Here is a 21,011-nt window from a genome sequence, read left to right as displayed (position 1 = left end):
CTGGCGCAACAACGATCGAGAGCCCGGCCGATGGCCGGGCTCTCGATATGAACGATGACGCGACACATCTATGAACGATGTCCCGACTCATCACAGTGGTGGGCCCGGAGGGACTCGAACCCCCGACATCCACGGTGTAAGCGTGGCGCTCTGACCAGCTGAGCTACAGGCCCCGGCAGCAGCGAATCCTACCTGCTCACAGGCTTGCGACGGCCGCCCGGTAGGCCGCGACGTCGCGTGCGGACCCGGCGTCCGTGAGCACGGACCACCGCACCCGCCCGTCACGCACCAGGAACGTGCCGCGCCGCGCGTGGCCGTGCGCGGCGTCGAACACGCCGTAGGCACGCGCGGCCTGGCCGTGCGGCCAGAAGTCGGAGAGGAGCTCGATCCCGCCGGCATGCTCCCGGGTCCAGGCACGCAGCGTGGCCGGCGCGTCGCAGGAGATACCGACGACCCGCACGCCCGCGTCGTCGAACCACCTCAGCCCGGCGCCCAGGGCCGCCAGCTCGTCCGTGCACACGGGCGAGAACGCGAAGGGGAGAAACACCAGCAGCGCGTCACGGCTCAGGTCCGCCAGCCGCACGAGGCCCCCGTGCGCCCCCGTCAGGCCGTGCGCGCCGAGCTCCGGCGCACGCGCGCCGGCGAGGAGCGGCGGGTCGATCGGGGGTGGCTCAGCGCCCACGGCCGCCGAGCTTGGTGGCGTTCCAGTCGTCCGTGATGGAGAACGTGCTGGTCGCGTGCAGGCCCGCGGTGGTGGCGGCCTCCTGCACGACGCCGTGGCCGAGATGGCCGGAGCGCCCGGGCTTGAGGGTGAGGATCCAGATCAGGCCGCCCTCGTCGAGGACGGTCTGGGCGTCCACGAGGATGTCGGTGAGGTCCGCGAGATCGCCGTCGTCCTCCCGCCACCAGACGACCACGCCGTCGCTGACGTCGCCGTAGTACTCGTCGACGAGCTCCGCTCCCGTGATCTCCTCGATCGCCGCGCGCAGGCCGTCGTCGACGTCCTCGCCCCAGCCGAACTCCTGGATGATCTGGTCCTTCGTGAACCCGAGCCGGCTCGCGTCGCGCGGGTCAGCGTCCGCTCCCACAGTCGTCCTCGTCCTCTCCTCGGCGGCCCCACGACGTGCGGCCTGTGATCTGTAAAGGTAGCCCAGACCATCGTGGCGCGCGTCACCAGCAGGGCAGTCCCCCGGCGGCGCCCGCCGGAGGCCGCCGGGGCACCGGGCCCAGCCGCGCGATGTCGCGGAGATCACGCCCCCCAGGGCCCGTGTCAGGGTGACTTCTGGGTCCGATCGGCAGAGAATGACTGGACCACCCCGATGTCGCGGTCCCACGCAGTCGCCCCTGGCGCCTGCGCCCGCCGTGTCGGTGTGGGCCGAGGAGAGCACCGCGGGACACACGACGTCCTGCACCGCTCCGAACGAGACAAGAGGTTACTGGTGGCTTCAATCGACGAGACCGGACCGCTGATCAACGGGCTGCTCAGCCAGGTCCCGGACATCGACCCGTCCGAGACGAGCGAGTGGGTCGAGTCCCTCGACGGACTGATCGACGACCGCGGGGGCCCCCGCGCCCGGTACGTGCTGCTCAACCTGCTCAAGCGGGCGCGCGAGCGCAACGTCGCCGTGCCGACGTCGCTCAACTCCCCGTACGTGAACACCATCGGCGTGCACGAGGAGCCGTACTTCCCCGGCGACGAGGTCCTCGAGCGCCGCTACCGGAGCTGGAACCGCTGGAACGCGGCCGTCATGGTCACGCGCGCCCAGCGTCCCGGCATCGGCGTCGGCGGCCACATCTCCTCCTACGCGTCCGTCGCGACCCTCTACGAGGTGGGCCTGAACCACTTCTTCCGCGGCAAGGACCACCCGGGCGGCGGCGACCAGATCTACTTCCAGGGCCACGCCTCCCCCGGCGTCTACTCCCGCGCGTTCCTCGAGGGCCGCCTCAGTGCGGACCAGCTCGACGGGTTCCGCCAGGAGGTCTCCCACGAGGGCGGCGGCCTGCCGTCGTACCCCCACCCGCGCCTCATGCAGGACTTCTGGGAGTTCCCGACCGTCTCCATGGGTCTCGGCCCGTCGTCCGCCATCTATCAGGCGTGGACGAACCGGTACCTGCACAACCGCGGCATCAAGGACACCAGCCAGCAGAACGTCTGGGCGTTCCTCGGCGACGGCGAGATGGACGAGCCCGAGTCGCGAGGCATGCTCCAGCTCGCCGCGCAGCAGGGCCTGGACAACCTCAACTTCGTCGTCAACTGCAACCTGCAGCGCCTCGACGGCCCGGTCCGCGGCAACGGCAAGATCATCCAGGAGCTCGAGGCGCAGTTCCGCGGCGCCGGCTGGAACGTCATCAAGGTCATCTGGGGCCGCGAGTGGGACACCCTGCTCAACGCGGACAAGGACCGCGCCCTGGTCAACCTGATGAACTCCACGCCCGACGGCGACTACCAGACCTACCGCGCCGAGGACGGCGCGTTCATCCGCGAGCACTTCTTCGGGCGCGACCCGCGCACCAAGGCGCTCGTCGAGAACATGACCGACGCGGACATCTGGAACCTCAAGCGCGGCGGGCACGACTACCGCAAGCTCTACGCGGCGTATGCGCAGGCGGTCGCCCACACGGGCCAGCCGACGGTGATCCTCGCGCACACGGTCAAGGGCTACGGCCTCGGCTCGACCTTCGCGGGGCGCAACTCCACGCACCAGATGAAGAAGGTCAACCTCGAGGACCTCAAGAAGCTGCGCGACTCGCTGCGCATTCCCATCACGGACGAGGAGCTCGAGGCGAACCCCTACGAGCCCCCGTACTACCACCCGGGGATGGACGCGCCGGAGATCAAGTACATGCTCGACCGGCGCAAGGCGCTCGGCGGGTTCGTCCCGGAGCGGCGCACGACGCACAGCGACGTGACCCTGCCGGAGGCGAAGACCTACGACGCGCTGAAGAAGGGCTCGGGCAAGCAGGAGATCGCCTCGACGATGGCGTTCGTCAAGCTGCTCAAGGACCTGATCCGCGACAAGGAGTTCGGCCGCAGGATCGTCCCGATCATCCCGGACGAGGCCCGCACCTTCGGCCTCGACGCGATCTTCCCGACCGCGAAGATCTTCAACACGCAGGGGCAGAACTACCTCGCGGTGGACCGCGACCTGATGCTCAGCTACAAGGAGTCCGACGCCGGGCAGATCCTGCACACCGGCATCAACGAGGCCGGCTCGGCGTCCGCGTTCCAGGCCGTCGGGACGTCGTACGCGACGCACGGCGAGGTCATGGTCCCCGTCTACATCTTCTACTCGATGTTCGGGTTCCAGCGCACCGGCGACCAGTTCTGGGCCGCCGGCGACCAGATGACCCGCGGGTTCATCATCGGCGCGACCGCGGGCCGCACGACGCTGACCGGCGAGGGCCTGCAGCACGCGGACGGTCACTCGCCGCTGCTCGCGGGCACGAACAGCGCGATGGTGCAGTACGACCCCGTGTACGGGTACGAGATCGCGCACATCGTGCGCGACGGCATGACGCGCATGTACGGGGACGGCTCGGACGGCCGCGACCAGGACGTCATGTACTACCTGACGGTCTACAACGAGCCGATGCACCAGCCGGCCGAGCCGGAGGGCGTCGACGTCGAGGGCATCCTGCGCGGCATCCACCGCGTCTCGGCCTCCGAGGGCGACGGCCCGCGGGCGCAGATCCTGGCGTCCGGCGTCGGCGTGCCGTGGGGGCTGGAGGCCCAGCAGCTCCTGCGCGACGACTGGGGCGTGCAGGCCGACGTCTGGTCCGTCACCTCCTGGAACGAGCTGCGCCGCGACGGCCTCGCCGCCGACAAGCACGCGTTCCTGCACCCCGACGAGGAGCCGCGGGTCGCGTACCTGACGCAGAAGCTGCAGGGCGCCGAGGGGCCGTTCGTCGCGACGAGCGACTACGACCACCTCGTGCCCGACCAGGTGCGCCAGTGGGTCCCGGGCGACTACGCGGTGCTCGGCGCCGACGGCTTCGGGTTCTCCGACACGCGCGCGGCGGCCCGCCGCCACTTCAAGATCGACGGGCCGTCGACGGCGCTGCGCGTCCTCGAGCAGCTCGTCAAGCAGGGCAAGCTCGACCGTGGCGTCCTCGCCCAGGCGATCGAGAAGTACCAGATCCACGACGTGAAGGCCGGGACCTCCGGCAACGCGGGCGGCGACAGCTGACCCGACGCACACGGCTCACGACGACGGCCCGCTCACCTCGGTGAGCGGGCCGTCGTCGTCCGTCGGGGTGCGGTCACCCGCGGGGTGACCGCGGGATCAGGTCCCGGCGTGGTGCTGCTCGGACTGCGCGATCACGCGCTCCAGCTCGGGGCGCATTCGTGCCACGCCGGAGGTGTCCGGGCTCGACCCGAGCGCCTCCAGGTGCTGGCGCGCCTCGAAGGTGCGGTCGGCCTCGGTCGCGGCCAGCACGAGCTGGCGGCCGACCTCGACGACGTGCTCGCGCGCCCGCCAGTGGCCGACGCCCAGCCCGAGCGCCTCGACGGGCATGTGCGCCTCGCGCAGCACCGCGAGCGACTCGGCGAGCGCCTCTCCCGTCCGGTCCCGCTCGGCCGCCGTCGCGAACCGGCGCAGAGCACCCTCCGTGTCGTCGTGCAGGGACAGCCTGCCGAGCTCGATCAAGGGGTACCAGCCGCGCGGGTTCCCGGCGAGCTCCTCGGCGAGCGACCACACGGCGAGGTCCGCGGCGTGCTCGCGCTCGTGCTCGTCGACGGGCGCCGCCAGCGGGTCGTCGTCCGTCGCCGTCGACTCCGCAGCACGTCGGCGCACCACCTCCGCGAGCGCGCGGAAGGCGCGGATGTCGTTGGGGTTGTCCACGAGCATCGCGCGCAGCGCGTCCTCGTGGACCGTGTCTCCGCGCCGGTCGTTCGACGTCGGGCGACGAACGCCCACCGTCGAGGCGCTCGTCTGCCGCCGGAGCAGCCGTCTCAGTCGGGGCATCAGGGCCATGGCGCCACCCTAGCGGGTCCGGGCGTCGCTCCCCTCTGGACACCGCGCTTTGTCGAAACCCCACAACCGCGCTTGTATGCTCGCGCTGTGACGATCAGCGGCGTGTCCGAGAACCTCCAGCGCCTGCGCGACGGGAACGGCATGCTCACCGCAGCCGCGCTGCGCCGGCTCGACGAGGACCTGGCGTGGTACCGGGAGCTGCCGGCGGAGGACCGCTCGTGGGTCGGGCTGGTCGCGCAGTCCGGCATCGCCGCGTTCACCTCGTGGTTCGCCGACCCCACCCGCCCGCCGCACGGCGTCAACGAGATCTTCTCGGCGGCCCCGCCCGAGCTGACCCGCTCGATCTCGCTGCAGCACACGCTGCAGCTCGTGCGCATCGTCGTCGAGGTCGTCGAGGACAACAGCGACCGGCTGGCGGTCCCGGGCAACGAGCGCGACCTGCGCGAGGCGGTGCTGCGCTACTCGCGCGAGGTCGCGTTCTCCGCCGCCGAGGTCTACGCCCGGGCCGCCGAGGTCCGGGGCGCCTGGGACGCGCGCCTGGAGGCCCTGGTCGTCGACGCCCTCATCCGCGGCGACGGCGACGACTCTCTGCGGTCGCGGGTCTCGGCCCTCGGCTGGGGCGGGCGCGGATCGGCGCTGGTGATCGTCGGCACGACCGAGACCGCGCTCGACGAGGTCCGCACCGCCGAGCTGCGCCGCGCCACGCGCCGCGCTGCGGAGGACGCCCTCGTGGGGATCCACGGCGAGCGCGTGGTCCTCGTCCTCGGCGGCGAGGGCGACCTCCTGGGCGCGGCCACCGCCCTGCTCCCCCGCTTCGGGCCTGGGCCCGTGGTCATCGGCCCGACCGTCGCGGGGCTCGACGACGCCGCCCGCTCCGCCCGCGCGGCGCTCGCCGGCCTCGCCGCGGCACCCGCCTGGCCCCAGGCGCCGCGTCCCGTCCTCGCCGACGACCTCCTGCCCGAGCGGGTGCTCACCGGCGACACGACGGCGCGCCGCACCCTGGTGGCGCAGGCGTTCCGTCCCCTGGAGCAGGCCACGGGCTCGGTCCTCGAGACGCTCTCGACGTACCTGGGCACGGGCCGCTCCCTCGAGGCGGCGGCCCGTCACCTGTACGTGCACCCCAACACCGTGCGCTACCGCCTGCGCAAGGTCTCCGACATCACCGGCTGGGACCCGCTGGACGCGCGCGAGTCGTTCGTGCTGCAGGTCGCGCTGGCGCTCGGCCAGCTCGCGTCGTCCCAGCACCCGACCTCCTTGTAGGTTCGCCACAAACCCCCTCCGCAAGGTTCGTGCGCGTCACGACGTCACGCCGACGCGCCGCGGGGGCAGAGTGGGGACCGTGCTCGCCGTCGTATGCCCTGGACAGGGCTCCCAGACCCCCGGAATGTTCGCCCCCTGGCTCGAGGTCGCCGGTGTCGCGGAGCAGCTCGACCGCCTCTCGCACGCCGCGGGCACGGACCTGACCGCGCACGGGACCACGTCGGACGCCGAGACGATCCGCGACACCGCGGTCGCCCAGCCGCTGCTGGTCGCCGCGTCGCTCGTCTCCTTCCGCGCCCTGCTCGCCGGGGTCGACGCCGCCACCGCAGCCGACGTCGTCGACGTCACGGCCGGCCACTCGGTCGGCGAGCTCTCCGCGGCCGCCGTCGCGGGCGTGCTCACCGACGACGACGCGGTCGGGCTCGTCTCGCACCGCGCCCGGTTCATGGCCGAGGCCGCCGCCGCCACGCCGTCGGGCATGGCCGCCGTCGTCGGGGGCGACCCGGACGAGGTCGCGGCCGCGATCGAGGCCGCCGGCCTGTGGCCCGCGAACGTCAACGGCGGAGGCCAGGTCGTCGCCGCCGGCGCGCCCGAGAACCTCGAGCGGCTCGCCGCGAACCCGCCGGCCCGCGCGCGAGTGATCCCCCTGCAGGTCGCCGGTGCGTTCCACACCCGCTTCATGGACTCCGCGCGCGACGCCTTCACCCCGGTGGCGACGGGCTGGACGGCCCAGGACCCGTCCCTGACGCTCCTGTCGAACGCCGACGGCGCCTCGTACGCGACCATCGGCGCGACCGGCTCGGGGACCGGCGCCACGGGTCACGGCTCCGCGGCCGACGTGCTCTCTCGCCTCGCCGCCCAGGTCGTCGCGCCCGTGCGGTGGGACCTGTGCCAGGCGACGCTGCTCGAGCTCGGCGTCACCGGGCTCGTCGAGCTGGCGCCCGCCGGCGTGCTGACCGGGCTGGCGCGCCGCACGCTCAAGGGTGTCGAGACCGTCGCGGTCAAGACGCCCGAGGACCTCGACGCGGCCCGCGACCTCGTCGCGCGCCACTCCTCGAGGGCCGGGACCGCCGCCTGACCTCTGCCCGGCGCACGCGCCACCGGCGCGTCACGGGCACGGGCGGACCTACCCTGTACCGACGCACGATCGCTTCACCCACCGCCAGACCGGCGACCGGGACCTCCCCGGCGCCCACACCAAGGAGATGCACCATGGCTGCCACCGAGCAGGAAGTCCTCGCAGGCCTCGCCGAGATCGTCAGCGAGGAGACCGGCCTCCCGACCGACGCCGTGCTGCCCGAGAAGTCGTTCACCGACGACCTCGACATCGACTCGCTGTCGATGATGACCATCGTCACGCACGCCGAGGACAAGTTCGACGTCCGCATCCCGGACGACGACGTCAAGAACCTCCAGACGGTCGGCGACGCCGTCAGCTACATCACCAAGGCGCAGGGCTGAGCGTCCTGCCCCGCCGGTGACCCCACCCGGTCACCGCACCCCGGGCCGGGCCGGTCGGCAGGACCGCGTCGCCACCCGCGCGCGGCCGCCGTCCGCCCGGCCCGACCCCTTCACCACCAGACCTGACAGGAGCCGACATGAGCACCGCCACCGACGTCGTCGTCACCGGCCTCGGAGCCACCACCCCGCTCGGCGGGGACGTGGACTCCACCTGGGCCGCCGCGCTCGCCGGTGAGTCCGGCGCCCGGACCTTCGAGAACGACTGGGCCGAGACCTACGGCATCCCCGTGACCTTCGCCGCGCAGATCAAGGTCGACCCGGCACAGGTGCTGACCCGGCCCGAGACCAAGCGCATGGACCCCTCCGCGCAGTACGCGATCATCGCCACGCGCGAGGCGTGGGCCGACGCGGGCTCGCCCGAGGTCGACCCGGAGCGCCTGGGCGCCGTCGTCTCCTCCGGCATCGGCGGCATCTGGACCACGCTCGACGCCTGGGACACGCTGCGCGAGCGCGGCGCCCGCCGCGTCCTGCCCATGACGGTCCCGATGCTGATGCCCAACTCCCCCGTCGCGTACGTCGAGCTGGAGATCGGCGCGAAGGCCGGGGCCCACGCGCTCGTCTCCGCCTGCGCCTCGGGCGCCGAGGCGATCGGCTACGGCATCGAGATGATCCGCAGCGGCCGGGCCGACGTCGTCGTCGCCGGCGGCACGGAGGCAGCAATGCACCCCATGCCGCTCGCCTCGTTCGCCGCCTCGCGCACCCTGTCGCTGCGCAACGACGACCCGGCCGGCGCGTCGCGCCCCTACGACGTCGAGCGCGACGGGTTCGTGCTCGGCGAGGGCTCAGGCATCGTCGTGCTGGAGAGCGCGGAGCACGCCGCGGCCCGCGGCGCGCGGGTCTACGCCCGCCTCGCCGGCGTCGGGCTGAGCTCGGACGCGTACCACATCACCTCCCCCGACCCCGAGGGCCACGGTCAGGTCTCGGCCATGCGCCGGGCCGTCGAGGACGCCGGCGTCACGGCCCGCGACATCGTGCACCTCAACGCGCACGCGACGTCGACGAAGGTCGGGGACCTCACGGAGGCCGCCTCGGTCCGGTCCCTGTTCGGCACCGACGCGGACCACGTGACGCTGTCGGCCACCAAGTCGATGACGGGACACCTGCTGGGCGGCGCGGGCGCGCTGGAGACGATCTTCACCATCAAGGCGCTGGCGGACCGCAAGGCGCCGCCGACGATCAACGTGAGCCAGCCCGACCCGGCGCTCGACCTCGACCTCGTCCGCGACACCCCGCGCGACCTCCCCGCCGGCGACATCGCCGCCCTGAACAACTCGTTCGGCTTCGGCGGGCACAACGTGGCGCTGATCGCGACGTCCGTCTGACACGGCGAGAGCCCGCCGGTCCCGAGGGACCGGCGGGCTCTCGCACACCCAGGACCGGGCGCTACCCCACGCGGTGGAGCCAGCGCACCGGGGCCCCGGCGCCCGCCCAGCGGAACGGCTCGAGCTCGTCGTCCCACGCCTTGCCGAGCGCGAGGTGGAGCATCTCCTGCATCGCGCGGGGCTCGTGGGCGTGCTCGAGCGCGTCGCGGACGCGGTCCTCGGGGACGACGACGTTGCCGTGCACGTCCGTCGCCGCGTGGAAGATCCCGAGGTCCGGGGTGTGCGACCAGCGGCTGCCGTCGGAGCCGGGGCTCGCCTCCTCGGTCACCTCGTAGCGCAGGTGGGTCCAGCCACGCAGCGCCGAGGCGAGGCGCGCGCCGGTGCCCTGGGGGCCCTGCCACGAGTACTCGGCGCGGTAGAGGCCGCGCGCGGCGGGCTGCGGCGTCCAGTCCAGCGTCACGCGCGTGCCCAGCACGTTGCCTGCCGCCCACTCCATGTGGGGGCACAACGCACGGGGTGCTGAGTGCACGAAAAGCACACCGCGGGTGATGGCACCTGCCATGTCGTCCTCCCTGGGTCGAGGTTCGTCTTCCCCAACGTCCTCATACCCAGAAGGTGAGCGGCCGATGCGCCGACACGCGGCGATCTGGCGACAGTCTTGCACGAGAGGCGCGCCTCGCGCGCGACGTACCGCGGGACGCCGTCGTACGGGCCCGCCGAAAGCCGGCTCAGAGCTGCTTGCGCAGCTCCCGCATGGCCTTCTTGCGGACCGACTTCTCCAGGCGGTCGAGGTACAGCCGCCCGTCCAGGTGGTCGCACTCGTGCTGCAGGCAGCGGGCCATGAGCTCGGTGCCCTCGACCATGACCTCGTTGCCGCTGAGGTCCGTGCCGACGACGCGGGCGTACCAGGCGCGGGTCGTCGGGTACCAGAGGTCCGGCACCGACAGGCATCCCTCGTCGCCGTCCTGGTACTCGTCCTCGGAGAGGGCGACGATGCGCGGGTTGAGCACGTAGCCCACCTCGTCGTCGATGTTCCAGGAGAACGCCCGCAGGCTCACGCCGATCTGGTTCGCCGCGAGCCCGGCGCGCCCCTCGTGGTCGACGGTGTCGACGAGGTCCTCGACGAGCGAGCGCACCCGGTCGTCGATCGTCGTGATCTCCTCGCAGGGGGTGCGGAGCACGGGGTCCGGGAGCGTACGGATCTCTCGCATGGCCATGGGCTCATTCTTCCATGCAGCGGTGGCGCCTCAGAGCCGGGCGTACCGGGCGCGGGCGAAGGAGTAGACGCCGTAGGCGGCGAAGCCGACGCCCGTCGCCACGAGGAGGAACGCGCCGAACGGCTGGGAGCCGATCGTGCGCAGCGCGTCGTCGAGGCCGCCGGCCTTGTCCGGGTCCGCGGTCGCGGCGGCCGCCACGAACAGGACGCCGAGGACACCGAGCGCGATCCCCTTGGCGATGTAGCCCACGCGCCCGAGGACGACGACGGCGGTGCCGACCGAGCCACCGGCGTTGCCCTGCAGGTCCTCGAGGAACTTCTTCTTCCAGCCCTTGACCACGTGGAACGCGCCGACCGCCACGATCGCGACGCCCACGGCGCCGATCAGCAGACGACCCGCGGGGTTGCCCATCATGTCGGCCGTGAGGCTCTCCTGCTTCTGGCCGCCGCCGCTGCTGCCGCCGCCGGTGGCGAACGTGAACGCCACGTACCCCAGCACGACGTAGACGACCGCCTTGGCCGCGGCCTTCCCACGGCGCTTCGCGCGGTCCTTCTCGTCCCCCGCGCCCGGGGCGATCGCCTCGGTGACCTGCCACAGCGCCAGCCCCCAGAAGCCCACGACCCCGACCCACAGGAGCGCCGCACCGCCGGGTGTGCTCGCGACGTCCTGGAACGCCCCGGACTGGTCCGCGCTCTGCCCCGAGGATCCGGTCGCGATCTTCACCGCGATCCAGCCGATGAGGATGTGCAGCACCCCCGCCACGACGTACCCCGCCCGGGCGAGGGCGTGCAGGGCCGTGCTGTCGCCGGCAGTGTCGACGGCGCTGCGGGTGGTCGAGCTGGCGTTCCGGGACACGTGCATCACTCCTCCGCTCGGCCGCGGGCGGTCCGCGCCGGCGCCGAATCGTCGCAGACCGCCCCCCGGTTTGCACGCCGCCGTCGGCGTGTCCGGGGCGGCTCGCGAGGCACCGGTCCGCCGGCGGCGGCGGTCAGAGCCAGCCGACCCGGCGGAAGACGCGGAAGAGCACGACGCAGCCCACCACCATCAGGGCCATCGCGAAGGGATAGCCGAGGAGCCAGTGCAGCTCCGGCATGTGCGAGAAGTTCATGCCGTACACCCCGGCCACGACCGTCGGGTAGACGAGGATCGCCGCCCAGGCGGAGATCTTGCGCATGTCCTCGTTCTGCCGCACGGACACCTGGGCGAGGTGCACCTGCAGCATGTCGGAGAGCAGGCCGTCGTGGGCGTCGAGGTGCCGGTCGACGCGCTCGACGGTCGCCACGACGCGCTCGAGCGCCCGGTGGCCGACCAGCGCCCGCTTCTCGTCGTCCGGGTCGGCCAGCTCGGGCAGCTCCGCGGAGAGCGGGAGGAGCGCGCGCCGGGCCTCGGTGATCTCGCGCTTGAGGTCGTAGACCTGCGGGACGGGGTCCGTCACGCCCCGGTCGAAGACGAGGCGCTCGGTGTCCGCGACCGCGTCCCCCAGCGCGACCTCGACCCGCGTCGCAGCCGCCACGAGCGCCATGACGACGGCGAGCAGGATCCGGCGCGGCCCCTCGGCGCGGTGCGGACCCGGGGCATCGAGCCGCTCCCGGGCGTGCTCGCACACCCCCGCGCTCCCGTCCTCGAACGTCAGCACCGCGTCCGGGCCGACGAGGCAGCCGAGCTCGCCGGTGCGCACCTGGCGGTCGTCGTCCGTGAACCACACCGTCGGCGTGAGCACGAGGACCCAGTCGTCGTCGATCCGGCGCACGGCGGCGGCCGGACGGTGGGGCAGCCCGTGCACCGCCGTGCCCGCGGACGGGCGGTCGCGCAGCGCCGGCGCGAGCTCACGGGCGGCGTCGAGGAACGCGTCACGGTCCTCGGCCTGGAGCCACCGGGTGGAGTGCGTGCCGTCGGCCCTCTCGACCGCGCCGCCGCGGTCGCCCACGAACCACTGCTGCGTGCCCGCCGGGCCGGAACCGTCGTCGTCGCTCATCCCCGCATTCTCGCGCCGGCGGGGGCGGGCGCGAGCGCGGCGCTCCGACGAGGTGCGACGGGGCCGGGCTGGGTGGGCCAGGTGGGGCTTGAACCCACGACCGACGGATTATGAGTCCGCTGCTCTGACCGGCTGAGCTACTGGCCCTCGGCGGACCAGGCTACCGGTCGCGGCGCCGCCGCTCCGCCATGCGCCGTCGCCGCTCGGCCACCTCCGTGCGCAGGGCGGCCAGCTCGTCGAGGAACGCGTCCGCGTGGTCGACCAGCACCGCGAGGCGCACCTCGTCCCGCTCGACCCAGGTCACCTCCCGCTCGAGCGTGTACCTGTTCTCCACGACGAACAACGAGCGCTCCGCACCGGTCACGTGCAGCTGCCACTGGACCTGGTCGCGGTAGCGCCCCATCGCGCGGCGCAGCGGGAGCACGGAGGTCTTGATCTCGGCGACGACCCCGGCACCGATGCCGTCGGGCGTCGCGAGGTGGCGCGCGTCGGCGCCCGCGCACAGCAGGGCGTTCGGCTCGATGCCGTACTCCTCGCGGACCCAGGCAGCGATGACGGGCTCGCGCTCGCGGCCGTGGGCGTAGCCCCAGAACTCGCGGTCGGGCGCCCCGAAGACCTTCTTCTCGAGCAGCCCCGCCCGCTGCACGCTCGGCGTCCCGTCGCCACGCACGATCTTGGTGCAGTCCGTCGCCGTCACCCCCGTCCGGCGGGCGGCGAGCCAGCCGGCCCGGTCGTGCGAGCCCACCGGCAGGCCGTCCTCGCCCGTGCAGTACCGGACGTCGCAGTACCGGACGTCCGCGCCACGCACGTCGGGCGGCGCGAGCACGGTCGTGAGGGTCACGCCCCGCAGCGTAGCCGTGCCCGCCGACGCCACCGTGGCGGACCCGCCGTGCCGGAGCCGCCGCGGCGCGCCGCTCGCGTGCGGCTAGCGTGGGGCCATGTCGATCTTCCGCCGCACCACGCGGCTGCCCGACGACGTCCGGCGCGGCCTCGACCTCCCGGCCGGCGACCGCGTGCTCGCCGCCGCGGAGCTGCTCGACGACGCCTGGGCGGTCGCGACGTTCCGGGCGGTCCACGTGACCACCGAGCCGCCGCTGTCGCGGCCGTGGACCGCGGTGGACCGCGCCGCGTTCGACCCGATCACCTCCGAGATCACCGTGGAGTGGGTGGACGACGACCCGCCGCTCGTCCTGGCCCTCGCGGACGCGGACCGCACCGCGTTCCCGCAGATGCTGCGCGAGCGCGTCCAGGCCTCCGTGGTGATCGCCGAGACGCTGGCGTTCACCGCCGAGCGCCAGGCGCGGGTCTCCGTGCGACGCGACCACGACGGCACGCTGTTCTCCCAGGTCTCGGTGGACCCGGGCGTCGACCTGCACGATCCGCGGGTCTCGCGGCGCATCGACGAGGCCGAGGCGAACGTCCGTTCGGCGTCGGGACTACCGCTGTGAGCCTGGTAGAGTTTCCTCTCGGTTCGACCCCGCACGAGCGTGCGGGAGGACCGAGCGGTCCCGCGTAGCTCAGTTGGCAGAGCATCCGACTGTTAATCGGACGGTCGTTGGTTCGAGTCCAACCGCGGGAGCCACAGAGGCCCGGAATCTCCACGGTTCCGGGCCTCTTTCCGTTCGCCGCAGCGACCTCAGCCGAGCCGCCCGAGAGCACCGGCGAGGCGCGCGTCCCGCGCCGGCAGCGTCGCCTCGAACCCCTGCTGCTCGTCGGCGGTCAGCGCGAACCCCAGCATCCAGTGCGCGTCGACGCGGAAGATCGAGATCTCCTGCGCCATGCTCGCGAGCGGCTGCCCGTAGAGCTCGGAGAGGTAGGCCTCGGTCCGGTCCCGCTCCGCGCCGGAGAGCGCGCGGGCCGTGCCGTGCGCCCAGACCCCGTAGCCGTCGCGCGGCGTGTGCGCCACGCTCACGGCCGGGCGGGCCTCGAGGTGACGCGCCTTGACGGCCGCCGCCGACGTCGAGAAGCACCACCGGCCGTGCAGGAAGTGACCGTCCACCGCGGACAGGCGCGGCTCCCCCGTGGCGGTGACCGTCGCGACGTCGAGCACCAGGACGCCCCGCAGGTCCTCGCTGAGCCGGCGCGCGGAAAGCCGGTGCTCGGGCGTCACGATGTCGGTCAGGTGGCGCTCGCGTCCCCCCGCGCTGCGGTCCAGGAGCGCTTGCAGCGCGGCCAGCTCGTCCGGGGTCTCGTTCATCCGTCGAGCGTGCCACGGGGCACCGACAGGAGGTCAGACGGTCTCGCGCAGCTCGCGCCGCTCCTTCTCGATGGCGAGCAGCGCGGCGAACGCGGCGCCGTACGCCTCGGCGTCGGCCGTCGGGTCCGTGCGCTGCAGCCTGCTGCGTGCGTCCGCGACGCGGCGGGTCAGGCCCAGGTCCACCAGGCGGCGGACGACGTCGCGCACGTACCCCTCGACGGCCGCCGGCCGGTCCTCGGGCATCGGGGCGACGGCCAGCTCGTTGACCACCGGGAGCACCGCCTCGGCCGCCGCGTCGCTCACCGCCTCGACCCAGCGCCCGGGCGCCATGCCCTGCGACTCCGCGATGCCGCCCGCCGCTCGGATCGCCTCGTGCACCGCGCGCCACGCGGGGACGACGAACGCGTCGTCGTCGAGCGCGTCGAACGTCGCGGGGTCGACGGCGTCGGGGTGCTGCAGGACGGCGACGAGCGCCTGGCGCTCGAGCCGGGCGACGGGGTCGCGCGGGTCCGGAGCCGGCAGGGGCGCGGGGCGCGAGGCGTCGTCGGCCTCGGCACCGCCGGCGCGCGATCGCACCACGACCTGCTCGTCCGGGCCGCGCAGCCGGGGCGCGTTCTTCACGGCGCGCCGCACGGCGTCGACGTCCATGCCGATCCAGCCGGCGAGCATGCGCGCGTACTCGGGGAGCAGCGCGCGGTCGCGGATCCCGGCGACGACGGGCGCCGCGGCCCGCAGCGCGGCCACGCGCCCCTCGGCGGTGTCGAGGTCGAACTCGGCGAGCCGGGTCCGCACGACGAACTCGAACAGCGGCTGGCGCCCGTCCACGAGCGCGCGCACGCCCTCCGGGCCGCGGGCCATGCGCAGCTCGCAGGGGTCCATGCCGCCGGGCTCGACGGCGACGAACGTCTGGGCGTAGAAGCGCTGGTCCTCGCCGAAGGCGCGCACGGCCGCCTTCTGGCCCGCCGCGTCGCCGTCGAACGTGAAGATGACCTCCCCGCCCATCGACTGGCCGGAGGCGAGCTGCAGCCCTCCCCCGGCCGCGGTGTCGCCCAGCAGGCGGCGCACGATCTTCGCGTGGTCGCTGCCGAAGGCCGTGCCGCAGGTCGCCACGGCCGTCGTCACGCCCGACAGGTGCGCCGCCATCACGTCGGTGTACCCCTCGACGACGACGACGCGGCGCTGCTTGGCGATCTCCCGCTTGGCGAGGTCGATGCCGTAGAGCACCTGGGACTTCTTGTAGAGCGCGGTCTCGGGGGTGTTGAGGTACTTGGGGCCCTGGTCGTCGTCGTACAGCCGGCGCGCGCCGAAGCCGACGACGGCGCCCGTGACGTCGCGGATCGGCCAGACGAGCCGGCCGCGGAAGCGGTCGTAGATGCCCCGCTGGCCCTGGCTGACCAGCCCGGAGGCCACGAGCTCGGCCTGCGTGAAGCCGCGGCCCTGCAGGTGGCGCTGCAGGTTGTCCCAGCCGGTGGGGGCGTAGCCGACGCCGAACGCCTCGCAGTCGGCCCGGCCGAAGCTGCGCTCGGCGAGGAACTTGCGCGCCGCTCCCGCGCCGGGCGCGACGAGCTGCTCGGCGAAGTACTCGGCGGCCACGCGGTGCGCCTCGAGGAGGCGCTGGCGCTTGCCCGGCTCCTCCGCGCGGCGTGGCCCGCCGCCGCCCGAGGACTCCTCGTAGCGCAGCTGGATGCCGACGGTGCCCGCGAGGTGCTCGACCGCCTCCGTGAAGGACAGGCCGTCGACCTTCTGCACGAACGAGATGACGTCGCCGCCCTCGCCGCACCCGAAGCAGTGCCATCGGCCGACCTGGGGGCGCACGTGGAACGACGGGGAGCGCTCGTCGTGGAAGGGGCACAGGCCCTTGAGCGAGCCGACGCCCGCCGGCTTGAGGGTGACGTGGGCCGAGACGATCTCGTCGATCCGCGCCCGCTCGCGGACGGCGTCGACGTCCTCGCGCTTGATCAGTCCGGCCACGCCCCGAGTCTAGGGCCCGGCGGCCCGGCTCAGGCCGGACGGACCAGCCGGGTGTGGAGCTGGACCGCGCTCAGGTCCGTCAGGGACGCGACCTGGTCGACGACGACGCGCAGGCGCGCCCCGTCGTCGGCCGCCTGGTCCCAGTCCTCCACGAACGGGGTCTCGAGGGCCGTGGGCGCACGCTCGAGCAGCACCTCGACGAGCTCGGTGATGATGGTGCGCTGGCGCTGGTAGAGCGGCTCCTTCTCCCGCGGGGCCATCACGTAGGCGACCGCGATGCCCTTGAGCGCGAGGATCTCGGCGAGCGTCTCCCGCGGCACCTCGAGCGTCGCGGCGTAGCGCGTGAGCGGTCCGTCGCCGTAGGTGGCACGGGTCGCGGCGTGCGCGGAGTCGCTGAACCGGCCGATGAGCTGGCTCGTGGCGTCCTTCAGTGCCGCGAGCGCCCGGCGCGAGCCGTCGAACCCGGTGAGCAGGTGGCCCGTCGCCGCGAGGCGCTGCAGCGCCGAGTCGAGCTCCTCGGCGGTGTGCCGCGTCCCGTACCAGGCGTGCACGGCGGCCACCACGCGAGCCCGCTCGCCGGCGTCGTCGAGGCGGCCGAGGTCGAGCTTGCCGCCGACGATCGCGTCCTCCACGTCGTGGACCGAGTACGAGACGTCGTCGGCCAGGTCCATGACCTGCGACTCCATGCACTTGATCCCCGCCGGCGCGCCCTCGCGCAGCCAGCCGAAGACCGGCAGGTCGTCGGGGTAGACGCCGAACTTGGGGGTCGGGCGCCCGTCCTCGCGCACCGGCCCCTCCCCCGCGCCCCAGGGGTACTTGACGCTCGCGTCGAGGGACGCTCGGGTCAGGTTGAGGCCGGCGGGCCCGCCCGCGGCGGTGAGCACCTTGGGCTCGAGCCGCGTCAGCAGGCGCAGCGTCTGGGCGTTGCCCTCGAACCCGCCGACCGGCTCGGCGACGGCCGCCAGAGCCCGCTCGCCGTTGTGCCCGAACGGCGGGTGCCCGAGGTCGTGCGCGAGGCAGGCGGTGTCCACGACGTCGGGGTCGCAGCCGAGCGCCTTGCCCAGCTCGCGCCCGATCTGCGCGACCTCGAGGCTGTGCGTCAGGCGGGTACGCACGAAGTCGTCGGTCCCGGGGCCGAGCACCTGCGTCTTGGCGCCGAGCCGGCGCAGGGCCGAGGAGTGCACCACGCGCGCCCGGTCGCGCTCGAACGGGGTCCGGGACTTGCTCTTGGGCGGCTCGGGCGACCAGCGCTCGACGTCGGCCGCGCTGTAGGACGGGTCGGGGGACGTGCTCGTCGGCTGCACGGGCCCACCCTAGCGATCGCGCGCCCGCCGACCACCGTCCGACCGCAGCAAGCGCTTACACTGGAGACGGACGCCGCGCGGCCCGGCCGCGCCGTCCGACCCCCGGACCCGAACAGACCAAGGACCGCGCGCAGGATGACTCGTATCGATTCGACCCAGACGCTCCCGGCCGGCACCACGCTCGCCGCGGGCCCGCTCGTCCACGAGGGCGCCCACCGCCCGGACGGCGGCACCCCCGAGTGGTGGCGCGACGCCGTGATCTACCAGGTCTACCCGCGCTCGTTCGCCGACGGCGACGGCGACGGCATCGGCGACCTGCCCGGGATCACTGCCCGGCTGCCGCACCTCGCCGACCTCGGCGTCGACGCGCTGTGGCTCTCGCCGTTCTACCGCTCGCCGCAGAAGGACGCCGGCTACGACGTCGCCGACTACCGCGCCGTCGACCCCCTCTTCGGCACGCTGGCCGACGTCGACGCGCTGGTCGCCCAGGCGCACGCGCTCGGCATCCGCGTGATCGTCGACCTCGTGCCCAACCACACCTCCGACCAGCACGCCTGGTTCCGCGCCGCGCTCGACGCCGCGCCCGGCAGCCGCGAGCGCGCACGCTACGTCTTCCGCGACGGGCGCGGCGAGGCCGGGGCGCAGCCGCCGAACAACTGGAGCTCGATCTTCGGCGGCCCCGCCTGGACGCGCCTGCCCGCGAGCGCGAGCGACGGACCCGCCGGGGCGCCCTGGTACCTGCACCTGTTCGACTCGAGCCAGCCCGACCTCGACTGGACGAACGACGAGGTGCACGCCGAGTTCCGCGACGTGCTGCGCTTCTGGCTCGACAAGGGCGTGGACGGGTTCCGCGTCGACGTGGCCCACGGCCTCGTCAAGGCCCCCGGCCTGCCCGACTGGGACGGGTCGGTGGCGATGGTGGAGGGCACGACCGCGGGCGACGAGGCCGTGGACTCCGGCGCGCCGGAGGACGGCTCGACGGGCGCCGGCAACTCCGGCCCGATGTTCGACCAGGACGGCGTGCACGACATCTACCGCGAGTGGCGCGCCGTCCTCGAGGAGTACGACGGCGACCGCTGCCTCGTCGCCGAGGCCTGGGTCGAGCCGCTCTCGCGCCTGGCCCGCTACGTGCGCCCCGACGAGATGCACCAGGCGTTCAACTTCTCGTTCCTGACCACCGGCTGGTCCGCCGGCCCGCTGCGCACCGTGATCACCGCCTCGCTGACCGCGTCCGACGCCGTGGGCGCCCCGACCACCTGGGTGCTGTCGAACCACGACGTCGTGCGCCACGCGACCCGCCTCGGGCTGCCGCAGACGGGCGAGCGGCCCAACGGGCTCAAGGCGAGCGACCCCCAGCCCGACGAGGAGCTCGGGCTGCGTCGCGCCCGGGCGTTCTCGCTGCTCATGCTCGGCCTGCCGGGCAGCGCCTACCTGTACCAGGGCGAGGAGCTGGGCCTGCCGGAGCACACCACGCTCGACGACGCCGTGCGCCAGGACCCGGCGTTCTTCCGCACCCAGGGCGCCGAGGCCGGCCGGGACGGCTGCCGCATCCCGGTGCCGTGGGAGGCCGACGCGCCGGGCCTCGGGTTCGGGCCCACGGGCCGCACCTGGCTGCCCCAGCCGGCGTCGTACCGCCGCTACGCCGCGGACGCCCAGCGCGGCGTTCCCGGGTCCACGTACGAGACCTACCGGGCGGCGCTCGCGCTGCGCAAGGAGCTGCGCCTCGGCGCGGGCACGCTGGCGTGGGTCGACACGTACCAGGCGTCAGGGGACGTGCTCGCCTACCGCAACGGGGACGTCGTCGTGCTGGCGAACATCGGCCAGGAGCCGCTGCCGCTGCCCGTGGGCGCCCGGGTGCTGCTGGCCTCCGGGCCGCTCGACGGCGCCGGTGTTCCGGTCGACACCACCGTCTGGCTGCGCGCCTGAGCGCTCCCTCCTCGCGACCACGGGGTCGCCGCCCCGCGACCACGGGGTCGCCGCCCGGTCAGCCCTGCTGATCCGGCGGCGACCCCGTGGTCGGCGGGAGAGGCCGGCGCGGGAGAGGCCGGCGGGAGGGTCAGCCCCCCGAGACGCTCAGCTCGGCCTCGCGCAGGCTCGCCTCGAAGTCGGCGTCGAGGTCGCGCGAGTCCAGCCACCCGTAGGGCAGGTGCGGCTTCTTGGGCGAGCCAGCCCGCCCGCGCGGCCCCTCGGCGTCGGCGCCCGGGTAGGGCTGGTCGAGGTCGAGCGCGTCCAGGTGGCCGCGCAGCTCCTCGAGCGTGGAGACCATCGCGAGCGCCCGCCGGGCGTCGCCGCCCACGGCGTAGCCCTTGAGGTACCACGCCATGTGCTTGCGCAGGTCGCGCATCCCCTTGCCCTCGTCCTCGAAGTACCCGGCCATGAGCTCGCCGTGCCGGTAGATCGTCTCCGCGACGTGCCGCAGCCCCGGGGTGACCCGGTCCGCCCGGCCCTCGAACGCCGCCTGCAGGTCGGCGAAGAGCCACGGCCTCCCCTGGCACCCGCGGCCGACGACGACGCCGTCGCACCCGGTCTCGTCGACCATCCGCACGGCGTCCTCGGCCGACCAGATGTCGCCGTTGCCGAGCACCGGGACGTGCCGGACCGTCTCCTTGAGCCGCGCGATCGCCGACCAGTCCGCAGTGCCGCTGTAGTAGTCCGCGGCGGTGCGGGCGTGCAGCGCGACCGCCGCGACGCCCGCGTCCTGGGCGACGAGCCCCGCCTCGAGATAGGTCAGGTGGTCGTCGTCGATCCCCTTGCGCATCTTGACCGTCACGGGCACCCCGAACGGCCTCGCCGCCTCGACGGCCGCCGTGACGATCGAGGCGAACAGGTCGCGCTTCCAGGGCAGGACCGCCCCGCCGCCCTTGCGCGTCACCTTCGGCACCGGGCACCCGAAGTTCAGGTCCACGTGGTCTGCCAGCTCGCGCTCGGCGAGGATCCGCACGGCCGCGCCGACGGTCGCCGGGTCGACGCCGTACACCTGCGCCGAGCGCGGCGACTCGTCCTCGTCGAACGTCACGATCCGCAGCGTCTCGGGGTGCCCCTCGACCAGCGCGCGGCTCGTGACCATCTCCGCGACGAACAGCCCGCCGCCGTTCTCGCGGCACAGCGTACGGAAGGCCCGGTTGGTGACGCCCGCCATCGGCGCCAGCTCGACCGGGGTCTCGATCGTGTGGGGCCCGATCTGCAGGGGCGGCAGGACTCGCGTGCCCGACGGCGCGGGCTGCTTCTCGGTCGTGGTGCTCACCCGGCCATTGTCCCACCGGCCCGCCGC

At 73.8% G+C, this 21,011-nt stretch carries 19 protein-coding genes and 3 tRNA genes; 8 read left to right on the top strand and 14 right to left on the bottom strand.

Annotated features, from left to right (window positions below; all coding sequences use genetic code 11):
* Nucleotides 1-96 precede the first annotated feature (96 nt).
* The 3 genes from EDF32_RS12755 to EDF32_RS12745 all read right to left on the bottom strand — a co-directional run bounded on the left by EDF32_RS12755 (nt 97) and on the right by EDF32_RS12745 (nt 1,088).
* Nucleotides 97-173, bottom strand: a tRNA-Val gene (locus tag EDF32_RS12755).
* Between the two features lie 23 nt (nt 174-196).
* Nucleotides 197-682: a redoxin domain-containing protein gene (locus tag EDF32_RS12750; protein ID WP_233565899.1), complete on the bottom strand. Its 486-nt coding sequence runs from the start codon at nt 680-682 to the stop codon at nt 197-199.
* The gene (locus EDF32_RS12745) at nt 672-1,088 is read right to left on the bottom strand and encodes a DUF3052 domain-containing protein (RefSeq protein ID WP_123308924.1); all 417 of its coding nucleotides are present in this window, start codon (nt 1,086-1,088) and stop codon (nt 672-674) included. Before EDF32_RS12745 ends, EDF32_RS12750 begins: the two co-directional genes overlap by 11 nt.
* Before the next feature lie 351 nt (nt 1,089-1,439).
* On the opposite strand from EDF32_RS12745, the gene aceE reads away from it, so the two are divergent.
* A complete protein-coding gene (gene aceE, locus EDF32_RS12740; RefSeq protein ID WP_123308923.1) occupies nt 1,440-4,187 on the top strand; it encodes a pyruvate dehydrogenase (acetyl-transferring), homodimeric type in 2,748 nt (915 codons plus the stop codon).
* A gap of 96 nt (nt 4,188-4,283) precedes the next feature.
* Here the strand turns inward: aceE and EDF32_RS12735 are convergent, their stop codons facing one another.
* Nucleotides 4,284-4,973, bottom strand: a complete 690-nt coding sequence (locus EDF32_RS12735) for a hypothetical protein (RefSeq protein WP_123308922.1) — start codon at nt 4,971-4,973, stop codon at nt 4,284-4,286.
* Nucleotides 4,974-5,114: 141 nt separating this feature from the next.
* On the opposite strand from EDF32_RS12735, the gene EDF32_RS12730 reads away from it, so the two are divergent.
* The 4 genes from EDF32_RS12730 (at nt 5,115) to EDF32_RS12715 (ending at nt 9,076) form a co-directional block, all read left to right on the top strand.
* Nucleotides 5,115-6,233, top strand: coding sequence for a CdaR family transcriptional regulator (locus tag EDF32_RS12730; protein ID WP_123308942.1), 1,119 nt, complete (start codon nt 5,115-5,117; stop codon nt 6,231-6,233).
* Between the two features lie 79 nt (nt 6,234-6,312).
* Nucleotides 6,313-7,311, top strand: a complete 999-nt coding sequence (locus tag EDF32_RS12725; RefSeq protein ID WP_123308941.1) for an ACP S-malonyltransferase — start codon at nt 6,313-6,315, stop codon at nt 7,309-7,311.
* Nucleotides 7,312-7,445: 134 nt separating this feature from the next.
* The gene (locus tag EDF32_RS12720) at nt 7,446-7,694 is read left to right on the top strand and encodes an acyl carrier protein (protein WP_123308921.1); all 249 of its coding nucleotides are present in this window, start codon (nt 7,446-7,448) and stop codon (nt 7,692-7,694) included.
* Between the two features lie 137 nt (nt 7,695-7,831).
* A complete protein-coding gene (locus tag EDF32_RS12715; protein ID WP_123308920.1) occupies nt 7,832-9,076 on the top strand; it encodes a beta-ketoacyl synthase in 1,245 nt (414 codons plus the stop codon).
* Between the two features lie 61 nt (nt 9,077-9,137).
* Here the strand turns inward: EDF32_RS12715 and EDF32_RS12710 are convergent, their stop codons facing one another.
* The 6 genes from EDF32_RS12710 to EDF32_RS12685 form a co-directional block, all read right to left on the bottom strand.
* Nucleotides 9,138-9,638, bottom strand: coding sequence for a DUF3145 domain-containing protein (locus EDF32_RS12710; protein WP_123308919.1), 501 nt, complete (start codon nt 9,636-9,638; stop codon nt 9,138-9,140).
* A gap of 166 nt (nt 9,639-9,804) precedes the next feature.
* The gene (gene def / locus EDF32_RS12705) at nt 9,805-10,293 is read right to left on the bottom strand and encodes a peptide deformylase (protein WP_123308918.1); all 489 of its coding nucleotides are present in this window, start codon (nt 10,291-10,293) and stop codon (nt 9,805-9,807) included.
* A 30-nt stretch (nt 10,294-10,323) separates the two neighbouring features.
* Nucleotides 10,324-11,148 carry a DUF1206 domain-containing protein gene (locus EDF32_RS12700; RefSeq protein WP_370449988.1) on the bottom strand — a complete coding sequence of 275 codons (825 nt, stop codon included), beginning with the start codon at nt 11,146-11,148 and terminating at the stop codon, nt 10,324-10,326.
* A 133-nt stretch (nt 11,149-11,281) separates the two neighbouring features.
* Nucleotides 11,282-12,268, bottom strand: coding sequence for a CorA family divalent cation transporter (locus EDF32_RS12695; RefSeq protein ID WP_123308916.1), 987 nt, complete (start codon nt 12,266-12,268; stop codon nt 11,282-11,284).
* Between the two features lie 73 nt (nt 12,269-12,341).
* Nucleotides 12,342-12,415, bottom strand: a tRNA-Ile gene (locus EDF32_RS12690).
* 13 nt (nt 12,416-12,428) lie between these two features.
* Complete coding sequence (locus EDF32_RS12685) at nt 12,429-13,109, bottom strand: YqaJ viral recombinase family protein (protein ID WP_158614099.1); 681 nt, start codon at nt 13,107-13,109, stop codon at nt 12,429-12,431.
* A gap of 97 nt (nt 13,110-13,206) precedes the next feature.
* Between EDF32_RS12685 and EDF32_RS12680 the strand changes: the two genes are divergently transcribed.
* A complete protein-coding gene (locus EDF32_RS12680; protein ID WP_233565898.1) occupies nt 13,207-13,716 on the top strand; it encodes a hypothetical protein in 510 nt (169 codons plus the stop codon).
* Nucleotides 13,717-13,774: 58 nt separating this feature from the next.
* A tRNA-Asn gene (locus EDF32_RS12675) sits at nt 13,775-13,850 on the top strand.
* A gap of 54 nt (nt 13,851-13,904) precedes the next feature.
* Here the strand turns inward: EDF32_RS12675 and EDF32_RS12670 are convergent.
* Genes EDF32_RS12670 through EDF32_RS12660 form a run of 3 tightly spaced genes read right to left on the bottom strand, consistent with a single transcriptional unit; the run spans nt 13,905 to nt 17,740 of the window.
* Nucleotides 13,905-14,465 carry a pyridoxamine 5'-phosphate oxidase family protein gene (locus EDF32_RS12670; protein WP_123308914.1) on the bottom strand — a complete coding sequence of 187 codons (561 nt, stop codon included), beginning with the start codon at nt 14,463-14,465 and terminating at the stop codon, nt 13,905-13,907.
* Nucleotides 14,466-14,498: 33 nt separating this feature from the next.
* Nucleotides 14,499-16,436 (bottom strand): DNA primase, encoded by a 1,938-nt coding sequence (gene dnaG / locus EDF32_RS12665; protein WP_123308913.1) that lies wholly within the window; start codon nt 16,434-16,436, stop codon nt 14,499-14,501.
* 29 nt (nt 16,437-16,465) lie between these two features.
* A complete protein-coding gene (locus tag EDF32_RS12660) occupies nt 16,466-17,740 on the bottom strand; it encodes a deoxyguanosinetriphosphate triphosphohydrolase (RefSeq protein WP_123308912.1) in 1,275 nt (424 codons plus the stop codon).
* Nucleotides 17,741-17,875: 135 nt separating this feature from the next.
* Here EDF32_RS12660 and EDF32_RS12655 point away from each other — a divergent pair, with 135 nt between their 5' ends.
* Entirely contained in the window at nt 17,876-19,666 is a 1,791-nt protein-coding gene (locus EDF32_RS12655) for a glycoside hydrolase family 13 protein (protein ID WP_123308911.1), read from the top strand.
* Nucleotides 19,667-19,796: 130 nt separating this feature from the next.
* Here EDF32_RS12655 and dusB read toward each other — a convergent pair whose 3' ends face one another.
* Nucleotides 19,797-20,984 (bottom strand): tRNA dihydrouridine synthase DusB, encoded by a 1,188-nt coding sequence (gene dusB / locus EDF32_RS12650; protein WP_123308910.1) that lies wholly within the window; start codon nt 20,982-20,984, stop codon nt 19,797-19,799.
* Between the last annotated feature and the right edge of the window lie 27 nt (nt 20,985-21,011).

This window comes from Cellulomonas sp. PhB143, assembly GCF_003752595.1.
Classification (GTDB): domain Bacteria; phylum Actinomycetota; class Actinomycetes; order Actinomycetales; family Cellulomonadaceae; genus Paraoerskovia.
The sequence above is the reverse complement of the archived record's forward strand: the minus strand, read 5'-3'. Positions and strand labels throughout refer to the sequence as shown.

Bases quoted from the DNA above. Each gene is read 5' to 3' on its own strand.
- EDF32_RS12735 (WP_123308922.1), bottom strand. From the start codon at position 4,973: ATGGCCCTGATGCCCCGACTGAGACGGCTGCTCCGGCGGCAGACGAGC.
- EDF32_RS12715 (WP_123308920.1), top strand. From the start codon at position 7,832: ATGAGCACCGCCACCGACGTCGTCGTCACCGGCCTCGGAGCCACCACC.
- EDF32_RS12655 (WP_123308911.1), top strand. From the start codon at position 17,876: ATGACTCGTATCGATTCGACCCAGACGCTCCCGGCCGGCACCACGCTC.
- EDF32_RS12680 (WP_233565898.1), top strand. From the start codon at position 13,207: ATGTCGATCTTCCGCCGCACCACGCGGCTGCCCGACGACGTCCGGCGC.
- EDF32_RS12720 (WP_123308921.1), top strand. From the start codon at position 7,446: ATGGCTGCCACCGAGCAGGAAGTCCTCGCAGGCCTCGCCGAGATCGTC.
- EDF32_RS12695 (WP_123308916.1), bottom strand. From the start codon at position 12,268: ATGAGCGACGACGACGGTTCCGGCCCGGCGGGCACGCAGCAGTGGTTC.
- EDF32_RS12730 (WP_123308942.1), top strand. From the start codon at position 5,115: ATGCTCACCGCAGCCGCGCTGCGCCGGCTCGACGAGGACCTGGCGTGG.
- EDF32_RS12710 (WP_123308919.1), bottom strand. From the start codon at position 9,638: ATGGCAGGTGCCATCACCCGCGGTGTGCTTTTCGTGCACTCAGCACCC.
- EDF32_RS12670 (WP_123308914.1), bottom strand. From the start codon at position 14,465: ATGAACGAGACCCCGGACGAGCTGGCCGCGCTGCAAGCGCTCCTGGAC.
- def (WP_123308918.1), bottom strand. From the start codon at position 10,293: ATGGCCATGCGAGAGATCCGTACGCTCCCGGACCCCGTGCTCCGCACC.